Annotated in this window: 25 protein-coding genes; 16 read left to right on the forward strand and 9 right to left on the reverse strand. The window is 64.4% G+C overall.

Annotated elements, in window-relative coordinates; all coding sequences use genetic code 11:
* Positions 1 to 98 precede the first annotated feature (98 nt).
* A complete protein-coding gene (locus AC0L2O_RS20635) occupies positions 99 to 566 on the forward strand; it encodes a winged helix-turn-helix transcriptional regulator (RefSeq protein ID WP_473370987.1) in 468 nt (155 codons plus the stop codon).
* 285 nt (positions 567 to 851) lie between these two features.
* Positions 852 to 1406, forward strand: a complete 555-nt coding sequence (locus AC0L2O_RS20640) for a flavodoxin family protein (protein WP_473370988.1) — start codon at positions 852 to 854, stop codon at positions 1404 to 1406.
* 271 nt (positions 1407 to 1677) lie between these two features.
* Here AC0L2O_RS20640 and AC0L2O_RS20645 read toward each other — a convergent pair whose 3' ends face one another.
* A complete protein-coding gene (locus tag AC0L2O_RS20645) occupies positions 1678 to 1917 on the reverse strand; it encodes a hypothetical protein (RefSeq protein WP_369723243.1) in 240 nt (79 codons plus the stop codon).
* 227 nt (positions 1918 to 2144) lie between these two features.
* Between AC0L2O_RS20645 and topA the strand changes: the two genes are divergently transcribed.
* From topA to AC0L2O_RS20665, 4 genes are read left to right on the forward strand one after another with little or no spacing between them, the layout of a single operon-like run.
* Positions 2145 to 4901, forward strand: coding sequence for a type I DNA topoisomerase (gene topA, locus AC0L2O_RS20650; RefSeq protein ID WP_473370989.1), 2757 nt, complete (start codon positions 2145 to 2147; stop codon positions 4899 to 4901).
* Positions 4902 to 4909: 8 nt separating this feature from the next.
* On the forward strand, positions 4910 to 7249 hold the full coding sequence (gene rnr / locus AC0L2O_RS20655) for a ribonuclease R (protein WP_473370990.1): 2340 nt from the start codon (positions 4910 to 4912) through the stop codon (positions 7247 to 7249).
* The gene (locus AC0L2O_RS20660) at positions 7243 to 7683 is read left to right on the forward strand and encodes a DUF983 domain-containing protein (protein WP_473371034.1); all 441 of its coding nucleotides are present in this window, start codon (positions 7243 to 7245) and stop codon (positions 7681 to 7683) included. Before rnr ends, AC0L2O_RS20660 begins: the two co-directional genes overlap by 7 nt.
* Before the next feature lie 33 nt (positions 7684 to 7716).
* On the forward strand, positions 7717 to 8466 hold the full coding sequence (locus AC0L2O_RS20665) for an NUDIX hydrolase (protein ID WP_369723241.1): 750 nt from the start codon (positions 7717 to 7719) through the stop codon (positions 8464 to 8466).
* Between the two features lie 27 nt (positions 8467 to 8493).
* Here AC0L2O_RS20665 and AC0L2O_RS20670 read toward each other — a convergent pair whose 3' ends face one another.
* Both AC0L2O_RS20670 and AC0L2O_RS20675 read right to left on the reverse strand, forming a co-directional pair.
* On the reverse strand, positions 8494 to 9843 hold the full coding sequence (locus AC0L2O_RS20670) for a metallophosphoesterase family protein (protein ID WP_473370991.1): 1350 nt from the start codon (positions 9841 to 9843) through the stop codon (positions 8494 to 8496).
* An 85-nt stretch (positions 9844 to 9928) separates the two neighbouring features.
* Positions 9929 to 10468: a hypothetical protein gene (locus tag AC0L2O_RS20675; protein ID WP_473370992.1), complete on the reverse strand. Its 540-nt coding sequence runs from the start codon at positions 10466 to 10468 to the stop codon at positions 9929 to 9931.
* Between the two features lie 299 nt (positions 10469 to 10767).
* On the opposite strand from AC0L2O_RS20675, the gene AC0L2O_RS20680 reads away from it, so the two are divergent.
* The 3 genes from AC0L2O_RS20680 (at position 10768) to AC0L2O_RS20690 (ending at position 14094) form a co-directional block, all read left to right on the forward strand.
* Positions 10768 to 12093: an LLM class flavin-dependent oxidoreductase gene (locus tag AC0L2O_RS20680; protein ID WP_473370993.1), complete on the forward strand. Its 1326-nt coding sequence runs from the start codon at positions 10768 to 10770 to the stop codon at positions 12091 to 12093.
* A 124-nt stretch (positions 12094 to 12217) separates the two neighbouring features.
* The gene (gene rpmG, locus AC0L2O_RS20685; RefSeq protein ID WP_045008041.1) at positions 12218 to 12385 is read left to right on the forward strand and encodes a 50S ribosomal protein L33; all 168 of its coding nucleotides are present in this window, start codon (positions 12218 to 12220) and stop codon (positions 12383 to 12385) included.
* A 620-nt stretch (positions 12386 to 13005) separates the two neighbouring features.
* Positions 13006 to 14094: an alpha/beta hydrolase gene (locus AC0L2O_RS20690; RefSeq protein WP_473370994.1), complete on the forward strand. Its 1089-nt coding sequence runs from the start codon at positions 13006 to 13008 to the stop codon at positions 14092 to 14094.
* A 123-nt stretch (positions 14095 to 14217) separates the two neighbouring features.
* Here AC0L2O_RS20690 and AC0L2O_RS20695 read toward each other — a convergent pair whose 3' ends face one another.
* Positions 14218 to 14802: a YdeI/OmpD-associated family protein gene (locus tag AC0L2O_RS20695; protein ID WP_473370995.1), complete on the reverse strand. Its 585-nt coding sequence runs from the start codon at positions 14800 to 14802 to the stop codon at positions 14218 to 14220.
* Positions 14803 to 15030: 228 nt separating this feature from the next.
* The gene (locus AC0L2O_RS20700) at positions 15031 to 16257 is read right to left on the reverse strand and encodes an MFS transporter (protein WP_473370996.1); all 1227 of its coding nucleotides are present in this window, start codon (positions 16255 to 16257) and stop codon (positions 15031 to 15033) included.
* Between the two features lie 160 nt (positions 16258 to 16417).
* On the opposite strand from AC0L2O_RS20700, the gene AC0L2O_RS20705 reads away from it, so the two are divergent.
* Positions 16418 to 16990, forward strand: coding sequence for a TetR/AcrR family transcriptional regulator (locus AC0L2O_RS20705; RefSeq protein ID WP_473370997.1), 573 nt, complete (start codon positions 16418 to 16420; stop codon positions 16988 to 16990).
* Between the two features lie 323 nt (positions 16991 to 17313).
* On the opposite strand, the gene AC0L2O_RS20710 is transcribed toward AC0L2O_RS20705, so the two are convergent.
* Both AC0L2O_RS20710 and AC0L2O_RS20715 read right to left on the reverse strand, forming a co-directional pair.
* Positions 17314 to 18687, reverse strand: a complete 1374-nt coding sequence (locus tag AC0L2O_RS20710) for a PleD family two-component system response regulator (RefSeq protein WP_369723233.1) — start codon at positions 18685 to 18687, stop codon at positions 17314 to 17316.
* 14 nt (positions 18688 to 18701) lie between these two features.
* Complete coding sequence (locus AC0L2O_RS20715) at positions 18702 to 19067, reverse strand: response regulator (protein WP_008566616.1); 366 nt, start codon at positions 19065 to 19067, stop codon at positions 18702 to 18704.
* Positions 19068 to 19335: 268 nt separating this feature from the next.
* Between AC0L2O_RS20715 and AC0L2O_RS20720 the strand changes: the two genes are divergently transcribed.
* Both AC0L2O_RS20720 and AC0L2O_RS20725 read left to right on the forward strand, forming a co-directional pair.
* Positions 19336 to 19647, forward strand: a complete 312-nt coding sequence (locus AC0L2O_RS20720; RefSeq protein WP_409188331.1) for a DUF3572 domain-containing protein — start codon at positions 19336 to 19338, stop codon at positions 19645 to 19647.
* The gene (locus AC0L2O_RS20725; RefSeq protein ID WP_473370998.1) at positions 19644 to 20933 is read left to right on the forward strand and encodes a DNA polymerase IV; all 1290 of its coding nucleotides are present in this window, start codon (positions 19644 to 19646) and stop codon (positions 20931 to 20933) included. Before AC0L2O_RS20720 ends, AC0L2O_RS20725 begins: the two co-directional genes overlap by 4 nt.
* Positions 20934 to 20939: 6 nt before the next feature.
* On the opposite strand, the gene AC0L2O_RS20730 is transcribed toward AC0L2O_RS20725, so the two are convergent.
* Both AC0L2O_RS20730 and AC0L2O_RS20735 read right to left on the reverse strand, forming a co-directional pair.
* Entirely contained in the window at positions 20940 to 21341 is a 402-nt protein-coding gene (locus AC0L2O_RS20730) for a RidA family protein (protein ID WP_409188330.1), read from the reverse strand.
* Between the two features lie 157 nt (positions 21342 to 21498).
* Positions 21499 to 22344: a cell envelope integrity EipB family protein gene (locus tag AC0L2O_RS20735; protein WP_473370999.1), complete on the reverse strand. Its 846-nt coding sequence runs from the start codon at positions 22342 to 22344 to the stop codon at positions 21499 to 21501.
* 254 nt (positions 22345 to 22598) lie between these two features.
* On the opposite strand from AC0L2O_RS20735, the gene AC0L2O_RS20740 reads away from it, so the two are divergent.
* Genes AC0L2O_RS20740 through AC0L2O_RS20755 form a run of 4 tightly spaced genes read left to right on the forward strand, consistent with a single transcriptional unit; the run spans position 22599 to position 25594 of the window.
* Positions 22599 to 23066: a RidA family protein gene (locus AC0L2O_RS20740; RefSeq protein WP_409188329.1), complete on the forward strand. Its 468-nt coding sequence runs from the start codon at positions 22599 to 22601 to the stop codon at positions 23064 to 23066.
* Positions 23067 to 23071: 5 nt separating this feature from the next.
* Positions 23072 to 23818 (forward strand): glycerophosphodiester phosphodiesterase, encoded by a 747-nt coding sequence (locus tag AC0L2O_RS20745; RefSeq protein ID WP_409188328.1) that lies wholly within the window; start codon positions 23072 to 23074, stop codon positions 23816 to 23818.
* Positions 23819 to 23864: 46 nt separating this feature from the next.
* Complete coding sequence (locus AC0L2O_RS20750; protein ID WP_473371000.1) at positions 23865 to 25106, forward strand: GNAT family N-acetyltransferase; 1242 nt, start codon at positions 23865 to 23867, stop codon at positions 25104 to 25106.
* Positions 25107 to 25165: 59 nt separating this feature from the next.
* Positions 25166 to 25594 carry an HIT domain-containing protein gene (locus AC0L2O_RS20755; protein WP_369723226.1) on the forward strand — a complete coding sequence of 143 codons (429 nt, stop codon included), beginning with the start codon at positions 25166 to 25168 and terminating at the stop codon, positions 25592 to 25594.
* Positions 25595 to 25684: the final 90 nt, after the last annotated feature.

A 25684-nucleotide genomic window follows, 5' to 3' on the forward strand; every position in this document is an offset into this window, starting at 1 on the left:
GAAACTACACTTGCGATCTAGGGCATATGGTTTTATGATGCAACCACACAAGCGCGTGATCGGCGCCGGGGATCCGGTCGAATGAGCGGGACGACACCGTGGTGAAACGAACGAGCTTCGAGGGCGATGCCTGCCCGATCGCACGGTCGCTGGAAGCGATCGGCGACTGGTGGTCGCTGCTGATCATCCGCGAGGCGCTGCGCGGCGTCCGCCGCTTCGGCGAATTCCAGAGCAAGCTCGGCATGGCGAAGAACATTTTGGCCGTGCGGCTGCGCTCGCTGGTCGAGCACGGCATCCTCGCGACCGCGCCCGCCTCCGACGGCAGCTCCTATCAGGAGTATGTGCTGACGGCGAAGGGCCGCGGCACCTTCCCGATCCTGGTCGCGCTCCGGCAATGGAGCGAGGCCTTCGACGATCGCCCGGAGGAAATCGCGACCATCCTGGTCGATCGCACGAAAGGCCGCCCGGTGCGGAAGCTCGAACTGCGCGCGGCGGACGGACGGTTGCTCAGCCAGGCCGACACCACCCTGAAGCCGCGCCCCGCGCAGCGCCGGCGGTCGGCGTGACGGATCCGCGCGTAGCCCGGATGAAGCGCAGCGCAATCCGGGAAAGTCTCTCCGCAACGGGACGCCCCGGATTTCGCGGCGCTCCATCCGGGCTACTTTAGAATCGCGCCCCTCACGAGCTTGCGCCTCGTCCGCAGCGTCGTTGCGAGCGAGGCGAAACAATCCAGACTGCGACCCGCCGAGGGATTCTGGATTGCTTCGCTACGCTCGCAATGACGACGTCGTGGGCCTTGTACAAAAGGTAGACAGCGTCAAAGATAGCTAGACACCCAGAGTGGCACCACCATGCCCCTACTCGCCATTGTCTTTTTTTCCATCTCCGGCAGCACCGAGAAGCTGGCGCATGCGATGGCACGCGGAGCGGAGGCTACGACGGACGTCGTGCTGTGTCGCATCACAGGCGACGACATCGTGTCAGGCCGCTTCCAGAACGAGACCCTACTGGAGGCGATTGACCTCGCCGATGCGGTCGCATTTGGCAGTCCAACCTACATGGGCGGACCCGCGGCGCAATTCAAAGCTTTTGCCGATGCATCAAGTGATCGATGGAGCCGGCAAAGATGGGCCAACAAGATCGCGGGCGGCTTCACCACGGGGGCCTGCGCGAGTGGCGATCAGCTCCACACGCTGACCTACTTTTCGATTCTGGCTGCGCAGCACGGCATGCTCTGGTGCGGACTTGATATTCCGGGAGGCGAGGATCCGAGCGGCCGCAATCGATTAGGCAGTCAGCTCGGGCTGGCGACACATTTGATCGACGGCGCGTTGCCCGGGAGCGATTTCAACACGGCCAAATATCTCGGCCAGCGATTGGCTCGGATGCCGCTTCGCAATAGCTAGCCGTATCGTCATTGCGAGCGCAGCGAAACAATCCAGAATCCCACTACAGAAAGACTCTGGATTGCTTCGCTTCGTTCGCAAAGCCGCGGGGCGGGCGGCGCGGTCAAATCTCTCACCGTCATCCTGAGGTGCTCGGCCTGCAACGCAGGGCGAGCCTCGAAGGGCGACAGCCCGGCTGCATCCTAGCCGTTCATCCGTCGAGGCTCCTGCGCGATGCCTGGCATCGCGCCACTCGCGCCTCAGGATGACGGGACTGATCGCCGCCGCGCCTTCACGACAGCTTGCGCCTGGTCCGCAGCCGCAAATGCTCGTCGGCCTCCAGCTGCGTCATTCCCAGGAGATGATGCAGCACGTCCAGTCTGTGGCGCTCGGCGAGCTTGCGCAGTACGGCCACCTGCTCGGCGATGAAGGCGACGGCCTCATCCGCCCCGCCCTCACCCGGTTCCTCGTGGCGCGCGCGTCCTTGCACGCCGGACGCGGCGCGCCCCCGTTTCTTTCTTGGCTTTGCCAACAGACCCCATCCGAATCCATGCCCCGCCGAAACTGTACGCTGACACCGACCGCAACTCCAAGGTGGTATTTTGCAACTTACCCGATATGAAACTTTTCCGATCCGGGAGCCTTTCAACACCCTCCGATTTGACAGCGGAGGCCTCACCACCCATGTTCGGGTCGAAGCGGCCGACGCGAATCTCGTCGAATTCGGCCCATAATTTCCCCGTAAGTTACTGGAACTACATGAATATCGTTATTGTGGAGTCGCCGGCGAAAGCCAAGACGATCAACAAATATCTGGGCTCGTCCTACGAGGTTCTGGCCTCGTTCGGCCATGTCCGCGACCTGCCCGCCAAGAACGGTTCCGTCGATCCGGACGCCAATTTCAAGATGATCTGGGAGATCGATCCCAAGGCGGCCGGCCGGCTCAATGACATCGCCAAATCGCTGAAGGGCGCCGACCGCCTGATTCTCGCCACCGACCCTGATCGCGAGGGCGAAGCCATCTCCTGGCACGTGCTGGAGGTGTTGAAGGAGAAGCGCGCGCTCAAGGATCACAAGATCGAGCGCGTGGTGTTCAACGCCATCACCAAGCAGGCCGTCACGGACGCGATGAAGCATCCGCGCCAGATCGACGGCGCGCTGGTCGACGCCTATATGGCACGCCGCGCACTGGATTATCTGGTCGGCTTCACCCTCTCCCCCGTGCTGTGGCGCAAGCTGCCCGGCGCCCGCTCGGCCGGCCGTGTGCAATCGGTGGCGCTGCGGCTGGTCTGCGACCGCGAGCTCGAAATCGAGAAATTCGTGGCGCGCGAATATTGGTCGCTGATCGCGACCCTGCTGACGCCGCGTGGCGATGCCTTCGAGGCGCGTCTGGTCGGCGCCGACGGCAAGAAGATCCAGCGCCTCGACATCGGCACCGGCGCGGAGGCCGAGGACTTCAAGAAAGCGCTCGAAGCCGCCGCCTACGCGGTGACCGCGGTCGACGCCAAGCCGGCCCGGCGCAATCCGCAGGCGCCCTTCACCACCTCGACGCTGCAGCAGGAAGCCAGCCGCAAATACGGCTTTGCGCCGGCACACACGATGCGGATCGCGCAGCGTCTGTATGAAGGCATCGACATCGGCGGCGAGACCACCGGACTCATTACTTATATGCGGACCGACGGCGTGCAGATCGATCCGTCCGCGATCACCCAGGCCCGCAAGGTGATCGGCGAGGATTACGGCAACGCCTACGTGCCGGAGGCCCCGCGCCAGTACCAGGCCAAGGCCAAAAACGCCCAGGAAGCGCACGAAGCGATCCGCCCGACCGACATGTCGCGGCGGCCCGACAGCATGAGCCGCAGGCTCGATTCCGATCAGGCCAGGCTCTACGAGCTGATCTGGAAGCGCACCATCGCGAGCCAGATGGAATCGGCCGAGTTGGAGCGCACCACGGTCGATATCACAGCCAAGGTTGGCGGCCGCACGCTGGAGCTGCGCGCCACCGGCCAGGTCGTCAAGTTCGACGGTTTCCTCGCGCTTTATCAAGAAGGCCGCGACGACGAAGAGGATGAGGATTCCCGCCGCCTGCCGGCGATGAGCCCGAACGACGCGCTGAAGCGGCAGTCGCTCGCCGTCACCCAGCATTTCACCGAGCCGCCGCCGCGTTTTTCGGAGGCCTCGCTGGTCAAGCGCATGGAAGAGCTCGGCATCGGCCGGCCCTCGACCTACGCCTCGATCCTGCAGGTCCTGAAGGACCGCGGCTACGTCAAGCTGGAGAAGAAGCGCCTGCACGGCGAGGACAAGGGCCGCGTCGTGGTCGCATTCCTCGAAAGCTTCTTCAGCCGCTATGTCGAGTATGACTTCACCGCTAATCTGGAAGAGCAGCTCGATCGCATCTCCAACAACGAGATCTCCTGGCAGCAGGTGCTGAAGGATTTCTGGACCGGCTTCATCGGCGCGGTCGACGAGATCAAGGATCTGCGCGTCGCGCAGGTGCTCGACGTGCTCGACGACCTCCTCGGACAGCACATCTATCCGCCGCGCACCGACGGCGGCGACATCCGGCAGTGCCCGAGCTGCGGCAACGGCCGGCTCAATCTGAAGGCCGGCAAGTTCGGGGCCTTCGTCGGCTGCTCGAACTATCCGGAATGCCGCTACACCCGTCAGCTCGCGGCCGACGGCGAGGCCAGCGCCGACCGGTCGCTGGGACAGGATCCTGATACGGGTCGCGACGTCTGGGTCAAGGCCGGCCGGTTCGGCCCCTACATCCAGCTCGGCGAGCAGAAGGACTATGCCGAAGGCGAGAAGCCGAAGCGCGCGGGCATCCCCAAGGGTACCTCGCCCGGCGATATCGAGCTCGAGCATGCGCTCAAGCTGTTGTCGCTGCCGCGCGAGATCGGCAAGCATCCGGAAACCGGCGAGCCGATCACCGCAGGCCTCGGCCGCTTCGGGCCGTTCGTCAAGCACGAGAAAACCTACGCCAGCCTGGAGGCCGGCGATGAGGTCTTCGACATCGGCCTCAACCGCGCCGTGACGCTGATTGCCGAGAAAATTGCCAAGGGCCCGAGCCGCCGTTTCGGCGCCGATCCCGGCAAGGTCATCGGCGATCATCCCACCCTCGGCACCGTCACGGTGAAGGGCGGCCGCTACGGCCCCTACGTCACCGCCGGCGGTGTCAACGCGACCATTCCCGGCGAGTTCGAGAAGGATTCGGTCACGCTGGCGCAGGCGATCGCGCTGATCGACGAACGCGCGGCCAAGGGTGGCGGCAAGCCGAAGAAGGCCGCCAAGCCTGCGAAGAAGGCGAAGGCCGCCAAAGCCGCCGATGGCGCGGACACCGCGCCAAAGCCGAAGAAACCGGCCGCGAAGAAAGCCGCGGCCAAAACCAAATCCGAATCCACCAGCAAGGCGCGCGCAGCCGTGTCGTCGACGGCCAAGACTTCGGCCGTCAAGGCGTCGGCGACCAAGGCCGTTGCCGCCAAAGCTCCGGCCAAGAAGAGTGCCGGCACGACTTAAGAGGCTAAGTGAAACGCAAGAATGACCGTGGCTTTCCCGACCGGGACGCCATCGTCGCCTTCATCAAGGCAAACCACGGAAATGTCGGCACCCGCGAGATCGCGCGGGAGTTCGGCCTGAAGAACGCCGATCGCGTCGAGCTCAAGCGCATGCTGCGCGAGCTCGCCGATGATGGTGTCGTCAAGAAAAAACGCCACAAGATCTCGGAGCCGGACAGCCTGCCGCCGACGCTCGTCGCTGACATCACCGGCCGCGACGCCGACGGCGAGCTGATCGCCTCCCCCACCGAATGGGACGAGGTCGAGAGCGGCGAGCCCCCCAAAATCATCATCCAGATGCCGCGCCGGCCCAAGCCCGGCACTGCAGCCGGCGTCGGCGATCGCGCGCTGCTGCGCGTCGAGCCCTCCAACGAGAGCGAAGGTCCGGCCTATCGCGGCCACATCATCAAGGTCTTCGACAAGACCAAGACCCGCATCCTCGGCGTGTTCCGCGAGCTTCCCGAAGGCGGCGGACGGCTGATCCCGGTCGACAAGAAGTCTGCCGACCGCGAGCTGAACATCGCCCCCACCGAGACCCACGGCGCGCAGGACGGCGACCTCGTCAGCGTCGATATCGTCCGCTCGCGCGGCTTTGGCCTGGCTTCCGGCCGCGTGAAGGAGAAGCTCGGCTCGGTCAAGTCGGAGAAGGCGATCAGCCTGATCGCGATCTACGCCCATGACATTCCGCTGCAATTCTCCCCCGCGGCGGAGCGCGAGGCGGAAGCGGCCGAGCCAGCCAATCTCAGGGGACGCGAGGATTGGCGCGACGTTCCGCTCGTCACCATCGATCCGCCCGACGCCAAGGATCACGACGACGCGGTGCATGCGCAACCCGATCCCGATCCGAACAACAAGGGCGGGTTCATCGTCGACGTCGCCATCGCCGATGTCAGCTTCTACGTCCGGCCGGGCACCGCGCTCGACCGCAACGCGCTCGACCGCGGCAACTCGGTCTATTTCCCCGACCGCGTCGTGCCGATGTTGCCCGAGCGCATCTCCAACGATCTCTGTTCGCTGGTGCCGGGCGAACCGCGCGGCGCGCTCGCGGTGCGGATGATCATTGCCCCGGACGGGCGCAAGCGTTCGCACAGCTTCCACCGCATCCTGATGCGCTCCGCGGCCAAGCTGAATTACGCGCAGGCACAGGCCGCGATCGACGGACGGCCCGACGATACCACCGGTCCCCTGCTCGAGCCCATCCTGAAGCCGCTTTATGCCGCCTATGCCTGCGTCAAGCGCGCCCGCGACGAGCGCGATCCGCTCAATCTCGACCTGCCCGAGCGCAAGATCCTGCTCAAGAGCGACGGCACCGTCGATCGCGTCATCGTCCCGGAGCGGCTGGACGCGCACAGGCTGATCGAGGAGTTCATGATCCTCGCCAACGTCGCGGCCGCCGAGATGCTCGAGAAGAAATCGCTGCCGCTGATCTACCGCGTCCATGACGAACCGACGCTGGAGAAGGTCCACGCCCTCGCAGAGTTTTTGCAGACGCTCGACGTTCCCTTCGCCAAAACTGGCGCGCTGCGCCCCGCTCTGTTCAACCGCGTGCTGGCGCAGCTCGAAGGCCACGACCACTTCCCACTGGTGAGCGAAGTCGTGCTGCGCGCGCAGGCGCAGGCCGAATATTCCGCGGAGAATTACGGCCATTTCGGCCTGAACCTGCGCCGCTACGCGCACTTCACCTCGCCGATCCGCCGCTATGCGGACCTCGTCGTGCACCGCGCGCTGGTCCGCGCGCTCGGCCTTGGCGAGGGTGCGCTGCCCGACAGCGAGACGCCGGAAACCTTAAGCGAAGTCGCAGCCCACATCTCGGTGACCGAGCGGCGCGCGATGAAGGCGGAGCGCGAGACGGTCGACCGGCTGATCGCGCATCACCTCGCCGACCGGATCGGGTCGACATTCCAGGGCCGCGTCTCCGGCGTCACGCGCGCCGGCCTGTTCGTCAAGCTCGCCGATACCGGTGCCGACGGGCTGATCCCGATCAGGTCCTTGGGCACGGAATATTTCAACTATGACGAGGGCCGCCACGCCCTGGTCGGCACGCGCAGCGGCACCATGCATCAGCTGGGTGACGTGGTCGACGTCCGGCTGATCGAAGCAGCCCCGATCGCAGGCGCGCTGCGCTTCGAGCTGCTGTCGTCGAGCGGCGAGACCGCACCGCGCGGCCGCAGGTCATCCAGTCCGCAGCGCCGTCCCTCGTTCAAGGCGCATCCCGGACGCAGCCCGAGCAAGCGCAAGCCGGAGAAGAAATCCGGCAAGGCGAAGAAGGGCAAAAGCAAGGGCAAGAGCGGAAAGGGCAAGGCCTGGTAGCGATGAACACGGTCCCAAAAATCTGGACGCGCGAGACCGGCCTGATCGAAAAGCGCGATCTTTGGAGCGCGATGCGGCGCGGCTTTCGCGGCCGCTGCCCGCGCTGCGGCGAAGGCAAGCTGTTCCGCGCCTTCCTGAAGACGGCGGACAATTGTTCGGCCTGCGGCCTCGACTTCACCCCGCATCGTGCCGACGATCTGCCCGCCTATCTTGTCATCGTCATGGTCGGCCACGTCGTGGTGCCTTCCATTTTGTGGATCGAGACCAATTACACCACGCCGGTCTGGCTCAGCTTTGCGGCTTATCTGCCCTTCACCTTCGTTGCCTCGCTGGCATTGTTGCAGCCGGTGAAGGGAGCTGTGGTCGGCTTGCAATGGGCTCTGCGCATGCACGGGTTTGACGACAGCCCGCCGGATGGTATTCCGCCGGTGTAGGCCAAATAAGCAAAAGCGGTTTCGGGTGAGGACATGACGGATATTGCGCAAGGGGAAAAGGCCAAGATTCACGAGGGCAAGGAAGCCGACCACCATCCCTATTTCCGCCCGAAGGATGCCGCAACACTGATCCTGGTCGATCGCAGCGGCGCCATTCCAAAGGTTCTGGTCGGCAAGCGCCACGACAAGGTGGTGTTCATGCCCGGAAAATTCGTCTTCCCCGGCGGCCGTGTCGACAAGGACGACCATCGCGTGCCCTGCGCGGCGCCCATCACGCCCGAGCTGGAAGCCAACCTCGCCAAGGGCAGTCCGAAGACACCGGCCTCGCGCGCGAAGTCGCTGGCGATCGCCGCGATCCGCGAGGCCTGCGAGGAGACCGGCCTTTGCCTCGGCCGCAAGGCGGAGGGCAAAGTGCCGAAGCTCGAGGGCAACTGGAAGCCGTTTGCGGATGCCGGCCTGTTGCCTGACCCATCAAGCCTGTTCCTGATCGCGCGCGCGATCACCCCGCCCGGCCGCGTCAAGCGGTTCGATACGCGCTTCTTTACGGCGGATGCCTCCGCGATCACCCACCGCGTCGAGGGCGTGATTCATGCGGACGCTGAGCTGGTCGAGTTGGTCTGGGTCGAGCTCGGCTCAAAGCCGCTTGCCGATCTGCATCCGATGACGCGCAACGTGCTCAACGAGCTCGACACCCGCCTTGCCACCGGCCCGCTCCGCCACGACGCGCCGGTGCCGTTCTTCCATTTCTACGGCGGCAAGATGCAGAAGGATGTCTTGAGCTGACCCAGCCGCAGATTTTTTGAGGCCCGCTCACGCGATCAGCACATTCAAGGCCGCACCTCTGAAGGCGCGGTCTTCGCTGCCGCCTTGCCCGTGACCGATCGCCCAATGCCGCGGCCACGAAAGCTGCTCCAGGCCTTGCGCCGCCGCAGCAGTGAACGACGACCAGAGGGAGGAGTTGTGATGGCGGTACAGGAGACCGCCGGGACCCATATCCGGATAGATCGTGACGTGGATATCGAAACCGTCGCCTGCTGGAAGATCAGGTCCAAACCAATAGGACGGACTACGCCCCGGCTGACGACCAACGATCGCTGTCAGGGTTTGCTTCGGCCCGCGGAGCCCGAGCCAGAACGGCGCGATCGAACCAGGCGCGAAGGCCGTCAAAATCGTCTGGGCTGACGCGACATCGGTCGCGGCGCTTTGCCCCAACAGTCTCAGCTCGATCCGACCTCCGCTCTGCACACACCCGCTCAACGGCGCTTCGACATCTCCGAGCGGCAGCTCTCTCCACCCGGCAGGATCAGGATCGGGCAACGGCCATTCCATCCGCTCCCTGACGGCGCCGTCGATATCGAGCACCTGATAACGCAAGCCTTGCTCGTCAAGCGCAGCCTGAACGCAATGCAGGTACTCGACGCCTTCCGGCATCCTGTGAGCCGTTCCCGCGCCCGCCGTGCAAATCTGCAGGACGCCGCGATGCGCCTGCACGTCGAAGGCGAGGATGTGGCTGCACAGATAGGCCAGCACGTTTTGGTTCACCAGGATATCCCAAAACGGGCGAGCATATTCGTGGCCGATCTCGCGCTGATAAGTCCCCGTAAAGCCGTTGATCGGAAATACCGGATGATGGCCAAGCACGAGCTTGTGTCGGGCGTCGCCATGTTCCCGGAGCGTTGCTTCCAGCCAGGCGAGTTCGACATGGCCTTCACCGCCAAGGCCGCTCCAGAGTGTGTTGACGAACACCATCAAGAGGTCGCCGCGCCGCACGAAATAGGAGAGGCCGGCTTGCCCCGGGGGCCCATTGTTCGGCAGGTCCAGCACCGCGCGAAACACTGCCTCGCTCATCGGATCATAGGTCGTGTGATTGCCGGTTGTGTGCCAGATCGGGGTGGCCGCACGGTCGAGCCATGCCATTTCCGTATCCAGCCAGTAGCGCCACTGCGCGCGCAGCACGCCCGGATCGGGCGTTAGTCCGATGATTTCATCGCCCGGAAACAGAATGAATTCAGGTTGCGGTCTTAGACGTTGAACGACCGCATTGACCGAGGCGAAGGTCTGTTCGTGCGGTGCAGCGGGCACGCCCGAACAGGAGTCGCCATAGAGAAGAAATTGGTGGCCCTTGCCGCGCGGCAGAATCGCGGGAATGGAATCGTTCACTGAGGTCTTTGCCTTCCATTGCGGTGTTCGGCCGCGAGGATGGCAATTTCCGCAATGGGTAGCAACAGCTCGTGACTGGCCTTAATCAGGAATCATCAGGCTCGGTCCCGACATAGTCGCGCACCGGAAGCTTCAGCGACCGCCCGAGCTCGTTGGCGAACTGGTTGGCCTCGTCGCGTTTGGTGAAGCTCGTCAGCGCGATGGCCTCGGTGCCCTTGTTGCCGCAGAGATTGACGTCATAGCTCGTGAGCTCCGGATCATCATCGTCGGTAATGCTGACGAAGTGATAGTCGGCGAGATTGCGGTGATTGCGAATGTTCAGCGGGCCGAACTGCCTGGTGATGACGATCTGGCGCAGCGTCTCGTTGAGCACGACAAAAGTGCGAAACGTCAGCAGGATGAGGCCGGGGATGCCGACGAGCAGCCCGAGCCCCGTGAACACCAGCACCGGCACGAGGTCGTCGGCCAGTCTTCCGAAACCGGAAAAATCCTGGCGCAGGCCGAGGCCGACGTTCCACAGCAGATAGGCGCTTGCCGCCAGCAGCGGCAGCGACAGCAGCCGCCCGATCCAGGGCATCGGCCGGTCGATACGGACGATCCTGTCATCGGTCATTGCGTCGGCCATGTCATGTTTCCTCACGAGCTCATGGCTTGGTCGGCGCGAGCGGCGGATCGGTTCGAGGCGTCAGCCCCACTCTCCACCGTCATTCCGGGGCGCGCCTCTTGGCGCGAGCCCGGAATCCATCTCTCCACGATGTCTGCGGTCTGATGGATTCCGGGCTCGCCGCTACGCGACGCCCCGGAATGACGGGATTGTGCTGAAGGTGTCGCGAAAAACAAAATAATCTTCCCGCGCCTCCCGATGGCGGAGTTCCGCGGCATCCCTATGTCTTCGGCGACAACACCCAGAACGGACACCGCGCGATGGCACAACGGCAACTCAAGCTTGGCGCGTTCATGCGCCCGATCAGCATCCACACCGGCGCTTGGCGCTATCCGGGGGCCTGGCCGGACGCCAATTTCAATTTCGGCCACATCAAGACGCTGATCCAGAAGCTCGAGGCCGGCAAGTTCGATGCCTTCTTCATGGCCGATCACCTCGCCGTCCTGAACATGCCGGTCAACGCGCTCAAGCGCAGCCACACCGTGACCTCGTTCGAGCCCTTCACGCTGCTGTCGGCGCTCTCCGCCGTCACCGCGCGGATCGGGCTGATCGCGACGGGATCGACCACCTTCGACGAGCCCTATCATGTGGCGCGGCGCTTCGCCTCGCTCGACCATCTCAGCGGCGGCCGCGCGGGCTGGAACATCGTCACCACATCCAATCCGGACGCGGCGCTGAATTTCGGCCTCGACGACCACATGGAACATGCCGAGCGCTACAAGCGCGCCCGCGAGTTCTACGACGTCGTCACCGGCCTGTGGGATTCCTTTGCCGATGACGCCTTCGTGCGCGACGTCGAAAGCGGGCTGTTCTTCGATCCGTCGAAAATGCACGTGCTCGACCACCAGGGCAAATATCTGAAAGTCCGCGGCCCCCTCAACATCGCCCGTCCCGTGCAGGGCTGGCCGGTGATCGTGCAGGCCGGCGCGTCCGAAGACGGAAGGCAGCTCGCGGCCGAGACCGCGGAAGCCGTGTTCACCGGCGGCGGCAGCCTCGCGGATGCACAGAAGCTCTATGCCGACATCAAGGGCCGCATGGAGAAGGTCGGCCGCGACCCCGAGCACCTCAAGATCCTGCCCGGCGCCTTCGTCGTGGTCGGCGACAGCGTCGACGAAGCCAGGGAGAAGCGCGCCCTGCTCGACAGCCGCGTGCATTACGACAGCGCCATCGCCTCGCTCTCGGTGATCCTCGGCACCGATGCCTCCGGCTTCGATCCCGACGGCCCGCTCCCCGAAATCCCGGAGACCAACGCCAGCAAGAGCGGGCGGCAGCGGATGGTCGATCTCGCCGCCCGCGACAAGCTCACCGTGCGCCAGCTCGCCCAGCGCGTCGGCGGCTATGGCGGGCTCGCCTTCGTCGGCACCGCCAAGACCATCGCCGACCAGATGGAGGAATGGCTGGTCGGCCGCGGCTCCGACGGCTTCAACATCATGTTCCCGTTCGTCCCGGCGGGCCTCGACGATTTCGTCGACAAGGTCGTCCCGGAGCTGCAGCGCCGCGGGATTTTCCGCAAAGACTATGAAGGGCCCACTTTGAGGGACAATCTGGGCCTGCCGCGACCGAAAAACCGGTTCTTCGAGGGGTGATTGGGCCGATTTGAGTAGTTCTTGGGCCCAAAAACCTTGACACCAAGCGGTTTCTGGCTAGGTTGCCGGCCAACGCGGGCCGTTTGGCCGGCTCCAGATTCCCCTATTTCCTGAGGTTCAGAACATGGCCAAAGCGGTCACCATCAAGGTCAAGCTCGTGTCCTCGGCCGACACCGGTTTTTACTACGTCGCCAAGAAGAATTCGCGCACCATGACCGACAAGCTGGTCAAGAAGAAGTACGACCCGGTCGCGCGCAAGCACGTCGAATTCCGCGAATCCAAGATCAAGTAACATCGCGGGACGTTGAAGACTTTTGCGGGGCCCTTGCGGGCCCCGTTTCATTTTTGGCCTCCCCTCGCGACCAAAACGTGCGAGCGCGCCAGCGCGCGACGTCCGCGCACGAGACCAAAGTTGACGCGCTACGCTTTCTCCGCGCCGTCATTGCGAGGAGCTCTTGCGACGAAGCAATCCAGAGTGCCTGCGCGCAGGGATTCTGGATTGCTTCGCTTCGCTCGCAATGACGAATGTGGTTGAGCGCGCGGTCCCTCTCGCCAGGGCCGTTCGACGAAGGCAGGCCGGGCCGGGAGAGACAGCAGGGCGATCGCATATGGCATTTTCGGCGGTCTGAGCGCGCGCCTCGCGCCTTCGAGACGACCGCTTCGCGGTCTCCTCAGGATGAGGCTAAGCGGCATCGGAGCCCGTTGAAACTCCTGCCGCACACTCGGTCCTCATCCTGAGGGCCCGCCGAAGGCGGGCGTCTCGAAGGATGGCCACAGAGAAATCGGCTCCATATGCGATAGCCCTGGGAGAGGCAGGGTGAACGGCCCGCTAGCCCAAGCGTTATCGCGAACGCCCGCCCCTCCTCGAGGTCTGCATTTCAATGGGCGATGTGAGTCAACCGGAGCTTGACCATGACAGCACCACTTCACCCGCCCGGTCCTGAAGCTGCACTGACCACGCCCCCTTCGGCCGCAGCAGCGCGAACGCAACCTTCCACGCTGATTTCTCACAATTTCAGCACGCCGCGTCAGACAACGCACTACATCGCGTGCGGGCCGGCCAACGGACCGTTGATGATCTTCCTTCACGGCTGGCCGAGCATCGGTTTGATGTGGCGCGCCCAGATGGACGCATTCGCCGCCGACGGCTGGCACTGCGTCGCGCCTGATCTGCGCGGCTTCGGCGGCTCCTCCGCGCCTGCATCCAACGACGCTTACGCCATCGAGGAAGTCGTGGCGGACATGACAGAGCTCCACGACCATCTCGGCGGCAAGCCTGCGATCTGGGTCAGCCACGACTGGGGCGTTGTCGTGGCCGCTGAGTTGGCGGCGCATGAGCCGGAGCGCAGCCGTGGCGTCGTATTGACCTCGCTGGCCTATCAGCCCGACGGGCACGCCTTGCGCACGGTCGTCCCTCTGGTAGACCGGACGATCTATCCGGCTGACCAGTATCCTGATGGTCAATGGGACTACTACCGCTACTACGCGACGCATTTCGAGGCGGCGGTCGCCGACCTCGATGCAGACCAGGCGGCATCGCTGGCTTCGATCTTCCGGCGAGGCGATGCCGCGGGCGTCGGCAAGGTTTCGCCGAATGCGGTGGTCACGCGCAACGGCGGGCGCTTTGGCGCCGCGCACCGCGCACCCCTCATTCAACCTGACCCGGCTCTGTGGCCGCCCGCGGACTTCGACGTGCTGGTGCAGGCGTTCAGGGTTCACGGCTTCCGTCCCTCCTGCGCGTGGTACCTGAACGATGAGGCCAACATCGCGTACGCGCGCCGGGCGCCGAATGGCGGCCGCCTCTCGCAGCCGGTGCTGTTCGTCAACGGCGACTTTGACCAGATCTGCAGCATCACCGGAAATCGCCAAGGCGATCCGATGCGCGCGGCCTGCGCGGACCTTACCGTGAGCAGTCTACCCTCGGGACACTGGCTTCCGCTGGAACGCAAGGCCGAACTCATCCAGGCCATCCGCAGCTGGCTGGTGAGCAAAAATCTTTGATGGCGGCAGCGCAGGACGTCCCGGGCTGCGCGCACTGAGCCCACGCCGTAGTCGCGGATTGAACAACGCCAGCTGCACATGCACCGGCCCGACCAAGACACGGTCGCATAATCAGCAGCTTTCCTACCCGTGGATTGTTTCGCCACGCTCGAGCATCGCTACGAACTCCGCAATCTTGCGCGCCCTCGTCTCCGCTTTTTTGACGTTGCCTATTCGGTACAGGATTGCGTAGCGATTTCGACTATTCACTGTTGCAAAGAATGCGGACGCCTTCGGGTTGTTGTCCAGCGCCTTCTGGAGGTCGACGGGGACTTCGGCCTGACTCGCCGGAGCGTAGGCGCCCTCCCACCGGCCATCTGCTTTTGCGGCTTCGATTTGCGCCAGGCCCGCAGGTCTCATACGCCCTTCCTTGATGAGCGCGAGCGCTCTGTTGCGGTTCAGCGCCGACCACTTGCTACGCGATTTGCGTGGCGTGAAGCGAACTAGCCAGTGTTGGTCGTCATACTTTTCCAGCTTTCCATCGATCCATCCGTGGCAGAGCGCAGCGTCGACCGCTTCTGCTTTCGTCAGTTTCGCTACCGTCGCCGTCTTCTTGGCGAACTTGATCCAGAGGCCGACCGCATCAGCTGGTTGAGCCGCGAGCCATCTTTCGAATGATTTTTGATCTGCGAAGCCAAGAACCGGCAAGCCTGATCGTTCTTCCGTCATGCAGAGCCCTGCTTCTCCAATCGACCGGGACCGGTACTGCCTAATCCGTGCCGAGGTCCACACGCGCAATTGCCGTCTCTCGCTGCCAAACGGTTCCATCACGTCGCACGAAATCCGGATTGCGCTGCGCTCCATCCGGGCTACGGAAATTCCATCCGCTCGCTTGTAGCCCGGATGGAGCGCAGCGCAATACCATCCCCATGGCATGCAGTTCGGTCCGGCGACAGCCTATGCCGTCCGCAGCAGCGGGGGCGCGGTCGGCCGGATCAGCGCAAACGCGATCTGGACGATGCCGGCGGCAAGCCCGACCGCGACGCCGATCCGCCAGGCCATGTTGTAGGATCCGAGCGCATCGTAGATCAGCCCGCCACCATAGGCGCCGACGAAGCTGCCGAGCTGGTGGCTCATGAAGGCGAGGCCCTGGATCATCGCCTGCCATTGCAGGCCGAACATCTCCGCGACCGCGCCCGCGACCAGCGGCCCGACGCCGAGCCAGAGAAAACCCATCAGCGCGCCGAACACCAGCGTCGAGGCCTCCGTGGGAGGCAGCATGAAATACCAGGCCAGCACCAGCGAGCGCGTGGCGTAGATGCCGCCGAGCAGCGCGAGCTTGTTCCAGCGCTGGCCGGCCCAGCCGAAGAACAGCGAACCCAGCACGTTGAAGCCGCCGATCACCCCCAGCGTCTTGGCGCTCAGCATCGGGTCCATGCCGCAGATCAACAGATAGGACGGCAAATGCGTGGTGATGAAGACGAGCTGCATGCCGCACACGAAATAGGCGGCCGTCATCACCACGAAGGAGGCGTTGCCGAACGCCGTGGTGGTGGCCGTCGCGGCCGAGACATCGCCGAGCCCGCTGCTCTTCGGCAGCGGAATCCGGTCGATCCGGCCGGCAAACCACGCCGCCGGCAGCATCAGCAGCGACAGCAGCGCGAATCCGCCGAGCCCGAACCGCCAACCATAGCTTTCGGCCAGCACCTGCCCGATCGGTGCCGACAACAGCGCGCCGAGCGATCCCGCCGCGGAGACGATGCCGAGCGCGGTCGAGCGCACGCTTTCGGGCGCCGCGCGCGCCCCGACCGACATCGCCATCGCCGCGGCGGTGCAGGCGAGCGAAATGCCGATCAGCACCCCTGCCCCGATCATCACCGAGATCATGCCTTGGGCGCCCGTCAGCAGCGCGAGGCCGGCGATGTAGAGCAGCGCACCGGCCATCATGATGACGCGAAAGCCGTAACGCACCGTGAGTGCGCCCGCGAGCGGCTGGAGGAAGCCCCAGGCGAGGTTCTGCACCGCGATTGCCAGCGTGAAGTCCGACACGGAGATGCCGACGTCATGGGTCAGCGGCTGCATGAAGATGCCGAGCGACTGCCGCAGGCCCATGCTGAGCGTCAGCATCAGCGAGGCGCCGATCAGGATCGGCAGCGTCGGGCGAAGCGCTTGCAGCAGCGGCATGGTTGATCTCCCTTTTTTCTTGTTCTGGCGGCACGCTTGACGTGATCGACGCGGTGCGACTTGATTACACCGATCTGTGTAATATAGAATGCAGCGGCGCGCCGCTGTCAAGGCGCTTGTTACACAGGTCTGTGTTATGCCGTCTGCCGAAAAATCCGACATGAAGGAACGCATCCTCAAGACCGCCGACAGACTGTTCTATCTGCAAGGCATTCGCGCCATCGGCGTCGACACCATTGCGGCCGAGATCGGCATCAGCAAGCGCACGCTCTACAACCACTTCCCGTCCAAGGACGCGCTGATCGCCGCCTACCTCGAACGCCGCTTCGTGCGCCCGCCGCCATCGCAACCCGCAGCTTCGGCGAAGTCGGCGCTCGATCAGATCCTTGCGACCTTCGATTCGCTGGAGCGGCGCTTCGCGTCTTCAGATTTTCGCGGCTGCCCGTTCGTGAACGCGGTTGCCGAAGTCGGCGGAGAAGTCCGCACCGTGAAGAAGATCGCCAAGGCCTTCAAGGAGAGCCGCCGGCTCTGGTTTCGCGACCGCCTGACCGAGCTCGGCGTTGCGGACGCGGAGGCGCTGGCCACGCAGCTCGTGCTGCTGGTCGACGGCTCCATCGCGCAGGACCTCGTCCGCGACGACCCCGCAATGGCCCGCGCAGCCAAGGAAGCCGCGAAGGTGCTGCTGCGGAATGCGGGGGTGGATGTGGGGGAGCACAAGCGCGCGCCAAAATAATCAGTGTCGTCCCGGCGAAGGCCGGGACCCATAACCACAAAAAGCAATTTGACGAGAACTCGTGGTTGCCAGCTCGCCCATAAGCCCTTCTTGGGATTATGGGTCCCGGCCTGCGCCGGGACGACGCTGGTCATGGAGCGACAGCATTCGTCTTAGATCGGCATCACTGCCCGATGATAAATTAATGCTCCTGTTTTGCCCGACGAGTCAAACGGCATTGCGGTTCAGCGCAGGTCCTTGCACGACGCACGTAAGCCGTTGATCCCGCTAGCGCCGGCTACTGTGCATGGGGTTGTTTTCGCGTCTTTTATGTTCGGCCCGTCTCACGCCGCGTGCGAGACGACCCGATTTCGCCCGTCATGCTTGGCGCGGTACAGCGCGGTGTCGGCGCGCTTGAGCACGTCGGCCACCGCCTCGCCCTTCTGCTCCAGCGTGGTGAGGCCGATCGAGATCGTGACCTCGATGCGCTTGGTGCCCTTGTGGACGGCGAAGGGCTCGCCGGCGATCGAGCGGCGCAGGCGCTCTGCGACCATGCCGGCCACGTGGAGATCGGTCTCCGGCATCACGATGACGAACTCCTCGCCGCCGTAGCGGCAGGCGAGATCGATGCCGCGGATCGACTTGCGCACCCGCACGGCGAATTCGCGCAGCACGTCGTCGCCGGCGTCGTGGCCGTAATTGTCGTTGATCGATTTGAAATAGTCGATGTCGAGGATCATCAGCGCCAAGGGCTTGCCGCGGGTCGCGGCCTGTTCGGCGAGCGTCGCCAGATGGCTCTCCATGTAGCGGCGGTTGTGCAGGCCGGTGAGCGCGTCGGTGATCGCCATCTCGATCGAGTTCTGGACGTTGTCGCGCAGATGATCGGTGTAGCGGCGGCGGCGGATCTGGGTGCGGGCGCGCGCCAAAAGCTCGGTCTTGTCGATGGGACGCAGCAAATAGTCGTTGACGCCGATCTCGAGGCCGCGGAGCAGCCGCGTCGCGTTCTCGGCCTCCGCGATCGCGAGGATCGGCACGTGCCGGGTGCGTTCGAGCGAACGCGCCTGGCTGCACAGCCGCAGGCCGTCGAAATTGTTGAGATCGAGCGAGACGATCAGCAAATCGTAATTGCCTTCGGCTGCGTGGAACAGCGCTTCCGTCGGATTGGGCTCGACGTCGACCGTGTGCTCGGCCGCGAGCAGCGTCGCCAGCCGCTCATAGGAGGACTGGCGGTCGTCGACCAGCAGAATGCGGCCGCCCTTGCCGGTATCGGCCACCGCGGTGCGCTCCGGCGCCTGCATGCCGATCTCGAGCGAGGTGACGGCGCGCATGCGCAGCTCGTCCGTCATCATCTTCAGCCGTGTCAGCGAGCGCACCCGCGCGATCAGCACGACATCGGACACGGGCTTGGTCAAAAAGTCGTCGGCGCCGGCCTCGAGCCCGCGGTTGCGGTCGGCGGGGCTGTCGAGCGCGGTGACCATCACGATTGGAATGTGGTGGGTGGTGGGATCGGACTTGAGGCGGCGGCAGACCTCGAAGCCGTCCATGTCGGGCATCATGACGTCGAGCAGGATGATGTCGCATTCGGCGCGGGCACAGATCGCCAGCGCCTCGTTGCCGTTCGACGCGGTCATCACGTCGAAATATTCGGCGGAGAGACGGGCCTCTAACAGTTTGACGTTGGCAGGGACGTCATCGACGACGAGGATACGCGCGGACACTCTGAACTCACTTCCTATCCGATGAAACGCCGGACCGTCTCAATGAATTTGCCGACCGAGATCGGCTTGGACAAATAGGCTTCGCAGCCGCCCTCGCGGATGCGCTCTTCGTCGCCCTTCATGGCGAAGGCCGTGACCGCGACGACGGGAATGGCGCGCAGCTCCGGATCGTCCTTGATCCAGCGCGTCACCTCCAGCCCCGAGACCTGCGGCAGCTGGATGTCCATCAGCACGAGGTCGGGTCGCATCTTGCGAACGAGGTCGAGCGCCTCGTAGCCGTTGCTGGTGCCCGAGGTCTGGTAGCCGTGCGCCTCCAACAGGTCGCGGAAGAGCTTCATGTTGAGCTCGTTGTCTTCCACGATCAGGACGGTCTTAGCCATCCCGTCCTCCTGATTGGCAAGGAGAGCAATGCATGTGACGCCTCAGGCGCCGCTTGCCGGCGCTTCGAAAACTGGATTCAAACTAGCCTCAGATTCGCTTGAGTTTCGTTAAACTCGACGGCCGACTTTCTGCGATGTGGTTTCCAGTTGCTTGCCTGGGGGCCGCAAGACCCGGACAAGACTCGGTCGCCAGAGACTTGGTCGCAAGACTCGGGCATGATGAGCTCAAAGTAGACACCGAAAGTTAACGGAAAGGCAAACCGGGCCCGTGAAAAAGCCTGTTCACAACCCTCGCGAAGTCGCTGAAATCGTTGCGATTCAGGCGCTGTCCTTCGTCGCTGGCGATTCGGAGCGGCTGGGCCTGTTCCTAGCTGAGACAGGCGTCGGTCCGGAGAGCCTTCGCAACGCCGCGTCGGACCCGAATTTCCTGCTCAGCGTGCTCGATTTCGTGATGCGCGACGATGCCACCGTGAAGGCGTTTGCGACCGCATCGGAACTACACCCCACCAACGTTGCCGCAGCGCGGCAGGTGCTGGGCGATGCGCTCGGCGACCGCACCTGGGAGCGCGACGTGCCGTGAGCGCCTCCGATCCGGCCGGGCCTCGCTGCTTCTGCCGGGATTGTCTGGCCGATCTGGACATGGGCGTGCGGCGGTGCTCCGCCTGCGGTTCCCCCCGCCTCGTCCGCCACCGCGCGCTGTCGGCGCTGACCATCGCCCATATCGATTGCGACGCCTTTTATGCGACGGTCGAGAAGCGCGACAATCCCGAGATCGCCGACAAGCCCGTCATCATCGGCGGTGGCAAGCGCGGCGTGGTGTCGGCGGCCTGCTATATCGCGCGCACCTATGGCGTGCGCTCGGCGATGCCGATGTTCAAGGCATTGGAAGCTTGCCCGCATGCAACCGTGATCCGGCCCGACATGGCAAAGTATGTGCGGGTCGGCCGCGAGGTGCGGCAGGCCATGCAGGCGTTGACGCCGCTGGTCGAGCCGCTGTCGATCGACGAGGCCTTTCTCGATCTCTCCGGCACCGAGCGGGTTCACGGGATGATCCCGGCGAAGGTGCTGGCGCGCTTTGCCCGCCACGTCGAGCGCCACATCGGCATCAGCGTCTCGGTCGGCCTGTCCTGCAACAAGTTTCTCGCCAAGATCGCCTCCGATCTCGACAAGCCGCGCGGCTTTGCCGCGCTCGACCAGGAAGAGGCGCGCGTGATGCTGGCTTCGAGGCCGGTCGGCTTCATTTTTGGCGTGGGGCCAGCGACCCAGGAGCGCCTGGGGCAGCGCGGCTTCCGTATCATCGCCGATCTCCAGAACGCCGATGAGATCGAGATGATGCGGCAGTTTCCCAGCGAGGGCCGCAGGCTGTGGCGGCTCGCGCGCGGCATCGACGACCGCCGCGTCGAGCCAGACCGCGGCGCCAAGACGATTTCGAGCGAGACCACGTTCGAGACCGACATCCGCGACTTCGCGACGCTGGAACGTATTTTGTGGCGGCTGTGCGAGAAGACGTCGTCGCGGCTCAAGGGCGGCGAGCTCGCGGGCTCGACCGTCACGCTGAAGCTGAAGACCGCCGATTTCCGCCAGCGCACGCGCTCGCAGTCAATCGCGGCGCCCACGCAGCTCGCCGCAAAGATTTTCGCGATCTGCCGCGAGATGCTGGCCAAGGAGATCGACGGCACCGCCTTTCGCCTGATGGGCGCCGGCGTCAGCGCGCTGCGTGAAGGCTCGGTCGCCGACGACACCGACATGCTCGACCGCCGCGCCGCGCACGCCGAGCGCGCAGTGGACAGCCTGCGGAAGAAATTCGGCAGCGCCGCGGTCATCCGCGGCATTGCGTATGAAGGGCCGGAGAAGGCGGAGGAGTGAGCGGCCTCAATCCGCGACCGCGATCGCCTCGATCTCGATCATCCATTCGGGTGCGGCGAGCGCAGAGACGCCGACGAGAGTCGAGGCCGGCGGCTCCATGCCTTGGAAGAAGACGCTGCGGGCCTTGCCGATGATGGGGCGCAGCTCCGGCTTGTAATTCACGACGAAGGTCGTGATCTTGACGATGTTGGCGTAGCTCGCACCGGCCGCTTTCAGGGCGTGGCCGAGATTCTGCATCACCTGGGTCGTCTGCGCGGCGATATCGCCCTCGCCGACGATCCGCCCCTCTTCGTCAACTGACACCTGGCCCGAGATGTAGATGGTCCGCGGGCCCGTTGCGGTCACGACGTGCGAATACGCTGGATTGTGATGTAGGCCGCTGGGACGGAGGTGATCGAGTTTGGGCATGGGCTGGCTCCCGAGGTTTTGTGGTTGGGAGCAGACTAGCGGGAGACGCAGCGGAGAACCAGCCGCCATTCGAGTAGCTCTTGCGACGAAGCCATCCAGAATCTTTCCGCCGAGAGATTCTGGATGGCTTCGCTACGCTCGCAATGACGGCGAAAGCTCAATTGCAGGGCTTGCTGTCCTTGACCTCGAACTTGCCCATCGCGCCGGAGATCACGAAATCATTGTAGTCGAGCACGAGCTGGCGGGAGACGCCGTTCTCGTAGAGCTCGAACGACATCGCATAGACCGGCGTCTGCTCGCCTTCCTTCTGCTGGACGTCGCGGTCGAAATAGCTGACGGTGACCGGCCAGCGCTTGAGCGACTTCATGTGCTCGTCCGACGTCGTCGGATCGGGCGAAGCGGTGCGATCGGCCGGGATCGGCTGGCCGATGACGGTCAGCGTGTTGTAGACTTTCTGGCCATCGTCGGAGCCGTCATATACGGAGAGCTCCAGCAGCGGCTTGCCCTCCTTGGCGGCGGCGATGATGCGCTGGATCTGCTCGGTCGGGAACACGATCTTGCCGTCGAGGGTGAAATTCTTCGGTGCCGGCAGCTTCAGCTTGACGTTGATGTGGTCGCCGTCGCGCTCCGCCGAGCCATCAACCTGGCCGGAATCGGCCTCGTTCATCCGCGTCTCGATCTTGAAGCGGTAGCTTTTTCCCGCGGCGTCCTCCCAGGAATTCGAGCGAAGATCGCTGAGCGTGATCTTGCCTTCGCCGCTGTCGAGCTCGGAGACCTGGCGGAATTCCGAGGTGTAGCCCTCGCAGCTACTGCCGGCGAAATCGTAAAGGATGCGGCCGCGCGCGCTGTTGATCGAGTTTGAGCGCGATTTGACGAGGCTCAAATCATACAGCGCCTGGTGCGGAAGGAACGGACCATTGGCCGCGTGAGCCCCACCGCCTGTGCCGAAACCGGCCGCCGCGAGCGCCATCACACCGAGCGAGGTTCGGAAAAGGTGCACCATGTCTGTCCCTTGGGAAGCGCAGATTCGACACTTTAATGACCGTTCCATTGCGTCGCAACTGCGGCGGTTTCACGTAAAGTTGCGCCTCGTCATTGAACCCGCTGACCTGCCTCAAGAAAATGCAGTTCGGCCGGCCCCCGTGCGGCCTTACCGGGTTGCTTGCATGTGGCGGCACGATGGGCGAAACAGGGCGCGCCCGGCCGCGAAATTCAGGCGTCCGGAGCTGATGAATTCCCCCGATAACGAGGTCGAAGATGGCGGGCACGGTCGAGCAGAAACTGGCGGAACAGGGCATCAAGCTGCACGAGGCTCCCACCCCCGTGGCCAACTACGTGCCGTTCGTGCGCACCGGCAATTTACTGTTCGTGTCCGGCCAGGTCTGCTTCGCACCCGACGGCAAACTGATCGCCAAGGGCAAGTTGGGTGCCGGCGTCTCGCTCGAAGATGGTGCGGCGGCCGCGCGCGGCTGCGCCGTCAACCTGCTCGCCCAGGTCAAGGCAGCGGTCGGCGACCTCGACAAGGTGGTGCGCGTGGTGCGCCTCGGCGGCTTCATCAACTCGGCGCCCGATTTCCTGGACGGGCCGAAAGTGCTGAACGGCGCCTCCGACCTGATGGTCGCCGCCTTCGGTGACAAGGGCCGCCACGCTCGCACCACCGTCGGCGTCGCCTCGCTGCCCGCGGATGCGGCGGTCGAGGTCGAAGGCGTGTTCGAGGTCGCCTGAGGCCGATGCGTGCTCCGGATTGGCTGACAGCCCGGCCGGTCGCCCACCGCGGCCTGCATGAGATTTCGCGTGGCATCGTCGAGAACATGCCGGGCGCGGTGCAGGCTGCGATCGCCGGCAATTTCTCGGTCGAAGTCGACATCCAGCTCTCCGCCGACGGCGAAGCCATGGTGCATCACGACCACGCGCTCGGCCGCCTCACCGAGGCCACCGGCGGGCTGGTCGAGAGAACCGCGGCGGAGCTGAAGGCGCTCAGGTTCAAGGACACCACTGAGCGGATGATGTCGCTCAGTGACCTCTGCACGATCGTCGCCGGCCGCGTGCCGCTGGTGATCGAGCTGAAGAGCCATTTTGACGGCGACCGCAAGCTGGTGAAGCGGATGGCCGAGGTGCTCTCGACGTACAGCGGCCCGGCCGTCGGCATGTCCTTCGATCCCGACCAGGTGCTGGCGCTGCGCGAGCTGTTGCCCTCGCGGCCACGCGGCATCGTCGCGCAGCGGAGCTATGAGGACGAGTACTGGGCCAAGCTGACGCCAGTCCAACGCCAGAACATGCTGTACCTGCGCCACGGCTTTCAGACCCAGCCGCACTTCGTCGCCTTCAAGGTCGACCACCTCCCGGCCCCGGCGCCATGGATCGCCCGGAACCTGTTCGGCTGCGCGCTGCTCGCCTGGACCGTGCGCACGCCGGAGCAGCGGACGCGCGTCGGACAGTATGCCGATCAGATGATTTTTGAGGGGTTCGTACCCTAGCGCCGCCCTCTTGAAGTCGCTGCTGCAATGCACGATCTTTGACGCAATGACATCCCCCGAAATCACCCTTGAGGCCGTACCTTCGATTGGCGAAGTGTCGCCGGAAGACTGGAACGCCTGCGCCAATCCCGGCAAGGCTTGCAACGGGCATGGCGCGGGAACCTCATCCGGACCGCCAGGCACTTCCGCCAGCGTCTTGAAACCCGCCTACAACCCGTTCGTCTCACACGCGTTTTTGTCAGCTGTCGAGAAATCGGGTTCTGCCACGATCCGGACCGGCTGGGGACCGCGGCATCTCGTGGCCAAGATCGGCGGCCGTGTCGCCGGAATCGTCCCCTGCTATCTGAAATCGCACTCGCAGGGCGAATACGTCTTCGACCGAGGCTGGGCTGACGCCTATGAGCGCGCCGGCGGGCGCTATTATCCCAAGCTGCAAGTCTCGGTTCCCTTCACACCGGCGACAGGGCCACGGCTGCTGATCCGCGACGGCGTCGATCGCGAGCGCATTGCGGAGGCGCTGGCGAGCGGGCTCATCGCGCTGTGCGGCGTCAGCAAGGCCTCCTCGGTGCACGTCACCTTCGCCCGCGAGGACGAATGGAAACTGCTCGCGGAGCATGGCTTCCTTCAGCGTACCGACCAGCAGTTCCACTGGCACAATGAGGACTTTGCAAGCTTCGACGATTTCCTGGCAACGCTCAATTCACGCCATCGCAAGTCGATCAAGCGCGAGCGGCGCGACGCACTCGCCGCCAGCGTCACCATTCACTGGCTGACGGGAAAAGACATCACCGAAGATGCCTGGGATGCGTTCTTCACATTCTACATGGAGACCGGCTCGCGCAAATGGGGGCGGCCGTACCTGACGCGCGAATTCTTCTCACTGATCGGCGAGACCATGAGCGAAGATGTGCTGCTGGTGATGGCACGCCGTGACAATCGCTGGATCGCGGGCGCGATCAACTTCATCGGCTCGGACACGCTGTTCGGGCGCAACTGGGGCGCAGTCGAGCATCATCCGTTCCTGCATTTCGAGGTCTGCTACTATCAGGCGATCGATTTTGCGATCAAGCACGGGCTCAGAGCCGTCGAGGCCGGCGCGCAGGGCGAGCACAAGATCGCGCGCGGCTACCTGCCGCAGACGACCCATTCCGCCCACTTCATCGCCGATCCGGGCCTGCGCCGCGCCATCGACGATTACCTCAAGCGCGAGCGCGCCTACGTCGCGGAAGCCGGCCGCGAGCTGGCCGAGCTCGGCCCGTTCCGGAAAGGCGCCGACGAGGCGCCTTGACGGTTCGCTGTGGCTGGTGACAGTAAGCGCAAAATTGAGGGAGCCGCCGAGGAGCTGCCATGACCGCCTACGACCCCAACAACATCTTCGCAAAGATCCTGCGCGGCGAATTTTCCTGCCATAAGGTCTATGAGGACGAGCACGTGTTCGCCTTCCTCGACATCATGCCGCGCGTACCCGGCCACACGCTGGTGATCCCGAAGGTGCCTGCCCGCAACATCCTCGATATCAAGTCCGACGACTACGCCCATGTCGCCCGCGGCGCACACAAGATCGCCGCTGCCGCAATGAAGGCGTTCAAGGCCGACGGCATCACGGTTCAGCAGTTCAACGAGCCCGCTGGCGGACAAGTCGTCTTTCATCTCCACATGCACGTGATGCCCCGCCACGACGGCGTGGCGATGCTGCCGCCCGCGAGCCGCAAGGAAGACGTGAAGGTACTGGAAGAAAATGCGGCCAAGCTGATCGCGGCGTTGCAGGCGGGTTGACTTTCTCCACCTGTCATTCCGGGGCGACGCAAAGCGTCGAACCCGGAATCCATTTCACCACCGTCTCTGATGCCCGATGGATTCTCAGAT

It is taken from the genome of Bradyrhizobium sp. Kon10, assembly GCF_055807395.1.